Genomic DNA, 9,818 nt, shown 5'->3' with positions numbered 1-9,818 from the left:
CCTTCCCCGAAAGGGTCATCGGGTCGGCCTGCGCATCGTCCTTTTCGAGGCTTGCTCGGCGTTCACTCGCGTTACGGCCTGCACACTCGCGCTGTCACCAATTCGTGACACGCTAATCGAAGGCTTCAGCCACTTCGTTACCTCCATGACTGCTCCGATTGCTTCCGGCTGGAGCGTTTGCCGGGTGGGACTTGCACCCACTGGAAAGCGCCGCCTTGTCACGGCGCACACCCGTAGCGGACATCGAAGCAGCACAAGTGCGTATGCCACGAATGCCTAGGCGAAGCGGAGCAGTCGGGGCGAGCTGCGACGATGCCGATAGCGGGAAGCTGTCGCGACAACTTCGGGACGCTCTCTTCCAACGCAATGTGGCCAATCCGCTGTACTGCCGTCGGCCTACTGGCTTATGCGCAAATAACTCGAGAAGTAGGCGCAGGCCGGCGCCGACGCGCTGCTCCGGGAGCGGTAAGGCAGATCGGGCATGCCCGCTCAAGACGGATTCCCCTACGCCGCGCGCGCCGACCTTCCCACTCCCGGAGCGACAGGAGCCATTTTGATGTCGTAGCGACAAAAGGCCGACCGCGGCACACCTCATTAAGGGACGTTATCCTTGACGAGAGTAGGAGGTCCTAGGGTTCTGCGAACGAGGAAAGCCGAACTGCTCTGGGTTATAACCCCAGCGCGACCTCGGCCCATTTCAACATGAGGTCGCTATTGAGGAACGCCAACACCGCCGGCTCCAGTGACGCGGGCGCGCCTGGTCCAACCAAAGCCGTCGCGGCCACCATGTCGCAGCGCTGATTGAAGGCGAGTAAAAGCGCGGCATTGCGATTTCCCTCGACGCGATAGGCCCGGCTGCGGCCGCGCATCGGACCGACGATGATCTCTCGGCCGGCACTGATCGGCGTTGCCTTGCCAATCAGCGCCAGGTCGCTCATTTGCTCGAGGTCTCCATCGTCGGCGACGCCGGTGGCGCAATTGCAAAAGCCGAGCTTGGCGCGAACGTAGAGCTGGACCTCTCCGCCGCAACTGTCGGCCGTGCAGCGGAACGCCTTTCCTTTGCCCCAGGGATCTGCGGCGAAAGGCCAGTCGGTTTCCGTCCACACCGGGCGGACCTCGCCGAATACCGCTGTTGCGCGCGGCGGTTCGCCGGATCGCAGTATCCAGACCGCAGCGGCTGCGCAGAGCAGTGCGGTGGCTCCGCTGATCGCAACGAATTTTCTTGTCAGGCGCATGGAAGCTGCCGCGGCACTTTTGCTAATTCTGAGCCATGAACTTTCGTGCGGCCGCGAGGTCCTCCCGCGAGGAGTCGCCATCTCGCGCCATGTCGACGACTTTCGCGTAGTACTGGCGTGCCTTCACGGCATCACCCGCTTTCTCGGCGGCGTGAGCGGCGCCGATCGTCGCGCCAAAGCGGTTCGGCTCCTTGCGCATGGTGCTTTCGAACGCGGCCAATGCGTCCGTCGCCATGCCGCGTTCGAGCAGCATGGTTCCATAAAGCTCGCGTGCCGGGGCGAGCGGTCCCGGCGTCACGATGGATTTTTCGGTCTTGTCTTCGGCATCGGCGGCAAGGCGCATCGCTTCCAACGCGTCCGCCTGTTTTCCCTGGGCGTTGAGCTGCCAGGCTGTGGCGACCTGCCGCTGAATGTCGACGATCTCGGCCCAATAGGCGTCCTTGTCCTGCTGCAGCTTGTCCCGCAGCTCCGCCAGCTTGGCAATGTCCGCCGTTGCTGCGTCTCCATTGCCGGAGCGCGCGGCGCCAAGGGCGCGGGCGAAATAGGTGATCGCATCGACATAGGCAAACCGGCTCGGCTCGACCTTCAGCGCGGCAGCGCCCTGCCAATCGCCGCGCTCGACGATATAGCGCGCCTGGCTGGCCGCTATCGCGTAGGGACCGGCGCGGACGGCCGGCGCATAGCCCGTGGTCGCAACCATGTCCGCGATGACGTCGCGGGCTCGCCCGTCCTGCGCAAGCTGGAGCAGGGCGTAAACCATATAGTCGTCGGCATGCAACTGCTCGCTGGGGTCCTTGCCCTCCTTGGCAGCCTTGGCTGAACGGCTGTTGGCGTCGATGGATTCGTTCCAGTAGCCGACGCGCGTGAAGATGTGCGACGGCATATGCAAGGCGTGCGGCGCCGCCGGCGCGATCTCGGAATAGCGCTTTGCAGCGTCAAGACCTTGCTCTGCAATCGCGGGATAGTCGTAGAGGTGGATCAGGTAATGCGCGACGCCGGGATGCCGCGGCTGCCGCTTGAAGATCGGCTCCAGGATGGCAGCGCCCTTGAGCTGGTTGGCATAGGTCTTGTCGTTTGGTGACGCCGTGACATTCAGGGTGATGGCGTAGGCGATCTGCGCCTCGTCATCATCGGGATAGCGCGCGGCGACGGCTTCGGTTGCCTTGAGATAGGCCTGCGCGCGTTGGCCAAACGTCGTCTTTTCGTCGCCCGAATAGAAGGCCAGCAGCGCGTCGATATAGTCGCGTTCGCGTTGGCTCTTGGCACCGAGTGCCTTGGCCTTCTGCAGCGCGGCCAGGCCCTCGCTGAGGTTTTCCTTCGGCGCGGGAAAATGCGGATTGTACAGCAGACTCAGGGCAACGCCCCAATAGGCAATCGCGCATTCCGGATCGGCCTGCAATGTCTCCTCGAAAATCTCTTTCGCGGGGCGGTACCAGAACGAGTGCTGATAGCGCATCCCCCGGTCAAAGCGGCGCTGCGCCACCTCGTTGCAGGACGTCTGAAAGTGAACCTTGCCAAACTGCTCGTCGGTACCGTCCTCCGCGCGTGCGGCAGGCGTGGCGGAGATCGAGCCCAGGGTAGCGAGGGCGAGAAGAGAGACGGTTCTCAAGGCGAGCGCGCGCATCGACCCCTCCGTTTGGGCTCAGAAAAATGTGGTCATAGCGCCCATAAAAGCCGAGGCGCCAAAGTTCGTAATGCTGAAATTGGTGATGGCAACTGCGTGGTTTGAAGGATTTGCCCATTCGCGAGGCGAGTCAATACGAGCGGGCGATTTGTGTTAGGGAAGCACGCCTGTCAGATTCCATCCGCCCGCATAGCGAAATCCTAACGGATAGCGAAGCGTTGTCTGTCATTCCACGGATGCCGATCTGCCGTCGGATACTGGCAGCCGCTCGACGATCCATGCGCCGAGGCGAGGCCCGGCCACTCCGAAGGCACGCTGCGGCCGAACGAAGCTCCTCAGCACTTACTGAGAGTGGGTTGCCGGCGCCGTGTTAAACTCGTTGAGATCGAAAGTCGATGCGGCGCAGCGGCAAGAAGATCGCAATGACGACTCGTGGCCCATTTGAGACATGTCGTCGGAGCGTGAAGACGTCCGCTTACCGGGGAAGACCGGAACTGACCGCCGCGCGGTTAGAATAAAGCGAATGCCTCAAGCGTCGTTTTTGCTCATCGAACTTCGCGGCCTGGTTGGTTGCAATCGATTCCAGTCGGAGCGGCTAGCGACAGCACGTCGATACAGAACTGCCAAACATTTTTCCGAAGGTTTATGGTAGGTTGAGGCGGGGCAGTGACCGCCGGGGCGCGACCCTACGGGCGTCCCTAATTGGAGGAAGAGACCATGCACATCAACTGGGAAGCACGCTCTTACTTCGACCCCAATTCCCCAGACTCCTTTGCAACGCACGGCATCCCACTTCCTACCTATGGGAACTACGGTGGTCCGAATTATTCAGCTGGCGAGGTGGGTGGAAAGATTACGGGGACCTCGGCCGACCCACCTCCAGTAGATCAGCTCGATGCGCTATTTTTTCGGCACGATTTCGTGTACCAAACTTCTACAGAACCATCAGCACGAGCAGCAGCCGACGTTCAGCTTGTGGAGGGCATGCACGCACTAACGTACACAGATCCCGGCGACGCTCATTACGACCCCGAGGCCGGCTTATACGAGGGGTTTGCCACTCTTGGCGTCGTCGCTCAGCTTGCGGCCGGCGGCGTGTTGCAACATCTTCCCCTTCCCGATCAACTCTCAATAGCCGAGGCCACACGAGAATCTGTGGTAAATCTTGAGGCGGGGCTCGCCGAAGTGCCGGCCGAAGCCAGGAGCTTGCAGGGCGCATTCCATGTGTTCGAGCATCAATACTTGGACTTGCTGCACATCTAAATAGACAGGCAGCTTGCACCAAGCTACGGGGCCGGGATCGTTCCCGGCCTCGAGGAGCGGCGTAACATTGGGGCCCCTAATGAAGACATCAGATGGGCAACCCGCTGCAATGAGTTAGGCTCTGGCCCTAATGCGAAGAACGGCGCGGCTCTGAATCGTCAGCGTTTCGCGGTACACCGGAAGTGTACTGGCCGGCTTCAAACCTGCGCTTATGACCCAACTCGGAAGTCATCGGCCTGTCCGAGGGGCAAGAAAGCTTCAATGCATTTCCAATTGAGCCGCCACGCGAACATGTCGGGCAGTTGTTGCCGTGGTGATGGGACACCCATCCTAACTGAAAGCTGGGGGGCATTGCCGGTCGGCATAGGCTCCGCGCGCCCAGCGGCGTCAGGTGCACCTTGCCGGTGCGCGCTTAGATCCGGCTCAAGAAAAACGTCTCCAGTTTGCCTTTGCCCTTTACTTCAATGCTGCCGCGTGGCTCCAGCGCGAAGGGACCGACGAGGTGGCGGGCTGTGTCCTGGGACACATGGATTCGATTAGGAAGAGAATAGGCCTCAAGCCGGCTGGCGACGTTTACAGTATCGCCCCACACGTCATAAATGAAGCGGTGCGCGCCGATGATGCCGGCAACCACCGGACCGGAATGTATGCCGATCCGTATTTGCAAGGGCCAGCCGAAATGGCCGTTGACGCGGCCCAGCCGATCAATCATGCCGAACGCCATTTTCGCGATCGCTGCGAACGGATCCGGGATCGGATCGGGCAAGCCGGCGACGGCCATGTAGGCATCGCCGATGGTTTTGATCTTCTCGACGCCGAGCTCGCGGGCAAGCGCGTCGAACTCCGAAAACAGCTGGTTCAAATATTCGACTAGCACAGCAGGCGCGATCCGACCCGAGTGCTCAGTGAAGCGCACCAGATCGGCGAACAGAACGCTTACGTCTTCAAAGCGATCGGCGATCATGGTTTCGCCGTGGTTCAAGCGGCCGATCACCTGTTTTGGCAGAATGGTCAACAACAGCCGCTCGAACTTAGCTGTTTCGTCCTCGATGCGACGAAGGTATTTCTGCTCGCGGTCGCGCCAGCGCTTCTTGTGCAGACAAGCATTGATCCGCGCGCGCAGCAGGATCGGATCGAACGGCTTCGGTAGATAATCCTCTGCGCCGGCCTCGATGCAGCGGACGGCGCTCTCTGTGTCCGCCAGGGCCGTAATCATGATAACCGGAATGCGACGTAGCCGCTCATCCGCCTTCATGCGCACGAGCACGTCAAGTCCGTTGATGTCGGGCATGATCAAGTCGAGCAGGACGAGGTCGAACTCACCGTGCTCGAGCGCCTGCAGGGCCTGCTGGCCGCCGGCTACGGAAGCGACGCGATGACCATCGCGGGCCAGTCGGCGCGACAGGAGATCGCGGTTGGCTTCGATATCGTCGACGACGAGAATGGAGCCGGTTTCGGTGACGGCAGACGGCTCTTGCCGGACTGGCCCCAGGCTGCGAATCAGTTCGCTTACCATTGCCGCGCCGGTCTGGTCGCAGGCTAGGCTCGTCTCATCGAGATCGGCCGAAAATTGCACGATGCGATCGAGACGTGGCAGCAGCTCGGTGGCCGCCAGCAGCACTCGGTCGAGGTCTGCCCGCAGCGCGCCGCTCGAGATATCGGCTAGATCCTCGCTGAGCATCTCGGCATAGCCTTTGATCGCGTTCAAGGGTGTGCGCAGCTCATGGCGTAGCTGCTGCTCCTGGGGGGCGGCCGCCGGGTCGGTCGCGTTGTTCTCGCGATCGCCCTCGACCAGCTGGTCGACCTTGTCGGCGAGATCCCGGGCGGCACGGAGGACACGGTTGACATCGGGCAGGATATCCTGACGCCCTTCCCGCGACGCCTCTTCGTGCATGATCTCTGCATAGCCGAGCAGAGCGTTGACCGGGGACAGCAGTTCCTGGCGAAGGTGGGCTAGCCGAATACGTGAGGCGCGCGCGCGGTCGGTGTCAATGATGCTCATGGTCGCTCCGGACCCGCGCGTGGGCATGCCGGGGTACCAGTTCGTCGAGCGCCGCCAGCACGACCTTGCCGCTGTATTCGCCTTTGTGCACCAAATGCTGTACCTGGCCGTTGAGGCGCGCGAGATCCTCGGCCGTCAGGGCCTTCGCGGTGACGACGATCACCGGGATGCGTCGCCAGCGGGATTCGGCGCGCAGCCGCGCGACGAACTCGAACCCGTCCATCTCGGGCATCATCAGGTCCAGCAGAATTGCGTCCGGTGAAGCCTCGTTCAAGCGTTCGAAGCCAACCCGACCATTCTCCGCTTGTGTGATCGTGCACTCGATCTCCCGCAAGGCGCGCGCCATCAGCTCGCTGGTCGGAGCGTCATCCTCGACGATCAGCACGTGCCGTGGCTCGCCCCGCGGGCAGCACTTTTCCACCGCACGAACCAGTTGGTCGCGATTGACCGGCTTGATCAGGTAATCGGCGGCGCCGAGCGAAAAGCCGATGCTCTGGTTGTCGACGATCGTGACCATGATCACGGGAATTTCGGCGAGTGCCGCATCTTCCTTCATGGCACTGAGCACGGCCCAGCCGTCCATCTGCGGCATCAGAACGTCGAGCGTGACCACGTCGGGTTTCAGCGTGCGGGCAAGCTGCATCGCCTCCTCGCCATTGGCAGCCGTGCGAACGGCGTAACCGCCGCGCTGCAGGTATCGGCACAGCAGCTCCCGCGCGTTGGGATCATCGTCAACCACGAGAACGATGGGCGCATGCTCGGGCTCCGCGACCTGCAGACCCAGAGAACGCTTCTCTACCGCCGGGGTCGCAGTGTCCGGAGCGGCGTGTGTCGCCGCCGGCAGACGAACCACGAAGGTCGTTCCCTTGCCGGCTTCGCTGGTCAGAGTCACATCGCCGCCCAGCAGCCGGCAGAAGCTCTTGGTGATGGCGAGGCCGAGCCCGGTGCCGCCATAGGCCCGGTTCGTCGATTCATCGGCCTGAGTGAAGGCCTCGAACACCTTGGCCTGCTGATCCAACGTCATGCCGATACCAGTGTCGCGCACCTGGAACTCGATCCCGTCGCCGGCCTCGTTCGTATCGCGGAGCGCGGTCAACGTGATCGTCCCGTTCCTTGTGAACTTGCAGGCATTGCTGAGAAGGTTGAATAAGATCTGCCGTATCTTGGTCAGATCGCTGTGGATCGTGCCGACCTCGTCGGCGCAGTTGATTATGAGCGCATTGCCGGTCTTCTTGGCTAGCGGGATGACGGTCGCGGCGACGCCATCGATCATGGGCCGCAGTTCGAACGTCTCTAGATAGAGCGTCATCTTGCCGGCCTCGATCTTGGATAGATCGAGGATGTTGTCGATCAGGCCGAGCAGATGCTTGCCGGCATCCTGAATTTTGCGCAGGTCCGCCGTCTCCGATTCGCGCCCGGCACTCTGAGCGTCCTCGAGCAACATCTCGCTGTAACCGATGATCGCGTTCAAGGGCGTGCGCAGCTCATGGCTCATGCTGGCGACGAAGTCCGACTTCGCACGGGTCGCCTGCTCGCTCGCCCAGATCGCCTTGTGCAGCTCGCCTTCCATGCGCTTGCGGTCGCTGATGTCGGCGAGGCCGTTGATCATCGCCGGGCGCCCCTCGAACTGGACGCGCTGCGACGCTATGAGCGCCCAGAACTCCTCGCCTCCAGCCCGCTTGAACAGCATCTCCATGCCCTCCACATGGCCCTGCTCGGTGAGTGCGCCGATGAAGCGCTCGCGATGCTGCGGGTCGGCGTAGAGAGTTTTCGCTTGAACGCCCAGGGCGGCGGAACCTTCGAGCCCGAACATTTGTCTAAAACGTTGATTGGCATACCGGATGATCCCGTCGTCGAATGTGACGATCGCCACCGCCATCGGTGCGGCCTCGGCAATGACACGCAGCCGCTGCTCGCTCTCCTGAATCGCCTGCTCCGCCTGCTTCACGTCGGTGATATCGGTGTAGGTCGCGACCGTGCCGCCGTCGTCGGTTTTGCGCTCGTTGATCTGGATCCAGCGCCCGTTGGAGCGGCGTTGCAGATGGGTGCCCTTGGGATCGTGGTGCCTGGCTAGGCGTTCCGCGACCCAAGCCTCGTCGCGCCCCTCCGCGTCGCGGATCTCGCCTCTCGCGACTGCATTGCGGAGGATCGTTTCGAATGATACGCCCTCCTTCACGACATCGATGGTGCGGGAGCCGTGCATGTCTAAGTACCGCCGGTTGTATATCACCAGTTTGTCGTCGGCATCGTAGAGCGAGAAGCCCTCCGAGATGCTCTCGATCGCATCGGTCAGTCGGGTCTGGGCCTGCGTAGCTTTGTCGCGCGCCTCCAACAGCTCCTCGACGCTCAGCTCCAGCGAGCGCTCGAGCATCGCCCGATCGCTGTCGAAATCGGCGTATGCGGCATCGACGGCTGCTACGAAAGGCTGCAGCCCAGTCGGCAATTCGCCCTCGACACCGAGGTGCTTTCTGAGCTGACGTCGTAGCAGCCTGTGCATCTGTGCCCTGTGACGCTCAGTCCTCGGCGAAAGTCGTGATGGTCATGGTTTGATTGTGCAGGCGGCACTCGCCACCGTGTACGAAGGGGCTAAGCTCGCCGTACGAGTAGAACCCGGAAATCTTCGTATCCTTCCCGAACACATTCCGGATTGCTTCAATCTCTTCTTCGGTACGCTGCTTCATCACAAGCTTGCGACCGACGCAGCTCACCAGAATGGCAAGATCCGGCCGATTATCGCCCAGCCCGCTGAGGCTGGCCTTGGCGGCGGACGTCGCGCCGTCGACGAGATCGTCAACGTTGGTCTTCATCAACTGCGCCGTTCCGCCCTGTGGGATGTCGCCGGCGAAGGTCATCGCCTTTTTCTGCTCGTCTATAGACAGGACGGTCCGGACGACACCCTGGCCTCCCTTTGCGTCGGTAACCAGAATTGGGAAAAGCAAGGCAGAGCTCGGCAACTGCTCGGCGTGCGAGCCCAGGTACGATTTATAGAGATCGAGCGCCGACCGCCCATCGAGCTCATAGAGGATGTTGCCCTCGGCCCGAGTGATGATGCGCAGCGGCCCGAATGGCTCCCAGCCACCCATCGATGCGTAGCCAATACGCAAATCGTTGCCGTACAGACCGACCGCTGCCACGCGCTGGGGGCCCTCGGCACCGTCGGCAATAACCCAAGTCTCGGCGAAGTTGGTTCCATCTCCGGAAAGGCCGCCGGTGATCGACACGCCTTCCGAGAAGCCGCCCGCGAGACCGCGCGCCAGGTCGGAGCCATTGACGTGTAAGCCATCAGAAAGCACGAACACGTGGCGCAACGAGGAGTCGTTGAGCTGCCGTGCGAGCTCCTTGCCGACGTCATAACTGGCCTTCGCCTCGCCAATCGCAGCGGAGGCGAACCGGAGCCGCGTATGTTCGAAGTCCGCAAGGGTGGCAATCACCGAGTCGTCAACGACCATGTCGCCGACGATCTCGCCGGAAGTCGAGCAACCGAGCATAGCGGCCCCTTTGAAGTGGTCGCGCAGCTCGCCCACGGGGGCGCCTGCCTGCATCAGTGATCTCGCGCCAAAAACGAACACGACACTTTGTCGTCCGACTTCACCGGTCGGCAAATTCGGGCGCCATCCCTCATTTTGAGACCATTTGTATTGAGCCGTTTTCATGAGTTGCTCCCTCTCATCGCATGTTCGCACCTTGTGGTCGT

6 protein-coding genes are annotated in these 9,818 nt (G+C 61.9%); 1 reads left to right on the top strand and 5 read right to left on the bottom strand.

Going from position 1 to position 9,818, the window contains the following annotated elements:
- Window positions 1–668: 668 nt before the first annotated feature.
- Both YY7_RS0143225 and YY7_RS0143220 read right to left on the bottom strand, forming a co-directional pair.
- On the bottom strand, window positions 669–1,235 hold the full coding sequence (locus YY7_RS0143225) for a hypothetical protein (protein WP_028168564.1): 567 nt from the start codon (window positions 1,233–1,235) through the stop codon (window positions 669–671).
- A gap of 22 nt (window positions 1,236–1,257) precedes the next feature.
- Entirely contained in the window at window positions 1,258–2,859 is a 1,602-nt protein-coding gene (locus YY7_RS0143220) for a hypothetical protein (RefSeq protein ID WP_028168563.1), read from the bottom strand.
- 717 nt (window positions 2,860–3,576) lie between these two features.
- On the opposite strand from YY7_RS0143220, the gene YY7_RS0143215 reads away from it, so the two are divergent.
- Window positions 3,577–4,122 (top strand): hypothetical protein, encoded by a 546-nt coding sequence (locus YY7_RS0143215; RefSeq protein WP_028168562.1) that lies wholly within the window; start codon window positions 3,577–3,579, stop codon window positions 4,120–4,122.
- 412 nt (window positions 4,123–4,534) lie between these two features.
- Here YY7_RS0143215 and YY7_RS0143210 read toward each other — a convergent pair whose 3' ends face one another.
- From YY7_RS0143210 to YY7_RS0143200, 3 genes are read right to left on the bottom strand one after another with little or no spacing between them, the layout of a single operon-like run.
- Window positions 4,535–6,124 carry an adenylate/guanylate cyclase domain-containing protein gene (locus YY7_RS0143210; RefSeq protein ID WP_035692500.1) on the bottom strand — a complete coding sequence of 530 codons (1,590 nt, stop codon included), beginning with the start codon at window positions 6,122–6,124 and terminating at the stop codon, window positions 4,535–4,537.
- Window positions 6,111–8,621 carry a response regulator gene (locus YY7_RS54855; RefSeq protein ID WP_051397241.1) on the bottom strand — a complete coding sequence of 837 codons (2,511 nt, stop codon included), beginning with the start codon at window positions 8,619–8,621 and terminating at the stop codon, window positions 6,111–6,113. Before YY7_RS54855 ends, YY7_RS0143210 begins: the two co-directional genes overlap by 14 nt.
- 16 nt (window positions 8,622–8,637) lie before the next feature.
- On the bottom strand, window positions 8,638–9,777 hold the full coding sequence (locus YY7_RS0143200; protein ID WP_028168560.1) for an FIST signal transduction protein: 1,140 nt from the start codon (window positions 9,775–9,777) through the stop codon (window positions 8,638–8,640).
- Window positions 9,778–9,818 lie beyond the last annotated feature (41 nt).

This window comes from Bradyrhizobium elkanii WSM2783 (assembly GCF_000472865.1).
Lineage (GTDB): Bacteria > Pseudomonadota > Alphaproteobacteria > Rhizobiales > Xanthobacteraceae > Bradyrhizobium > Bradyrhizobium elkanii_A.
This window is presented reverse-complemented; position numbering and strand designations above follow the sequence as displayed.

Bases quoted from the DNA above. Each gene is read 5' to 3' on its own strand.
- YY7_RS0143225 (WP_028168564.1), bottom strand. From the start codon at position 1,235: ATGCGCCTGACAAGAAAATTCGTTGCGATCAGCGGAGCCACCGCACTG.
- YY7_RS0143220 (WP_028168563.1), bottom strand. From the start codon at position 2,859: ATGCGCGCGCTCGCCTTGAGAACCGTCTCTCTTCTCGCCCTCGCTACC.
- YY7_RS0143215 (WP_028168562.1), top strand. From the start codon at position 3,577: ATGCACATCAACTGGGAAGCACGCTCTTACTTCGACCCCAATTCCCCA.
- YY7_RS0143210 (WP_035692500.1), bottom strand. From the start codon at position 6,124: ATGAGCATCATTGACACCGACCGCGCGCGCGCCTCACGTATTCGGCTA.
- YY7_RS54855 (WP_051397241.1), bottom strand. From the start codon at position 8,621: ATGCACAGGCTGCTACGACGTCAGCTCAGAAAGCACCTCGGTGTCGAG.
- YY7_RS0143200 (WP_028168560.1), bottom strand. From the start codon at position 9,777: ATGAAAACGGCTCAATACAAATGGTCTCAAAATGAGGGATGGCGCCCG.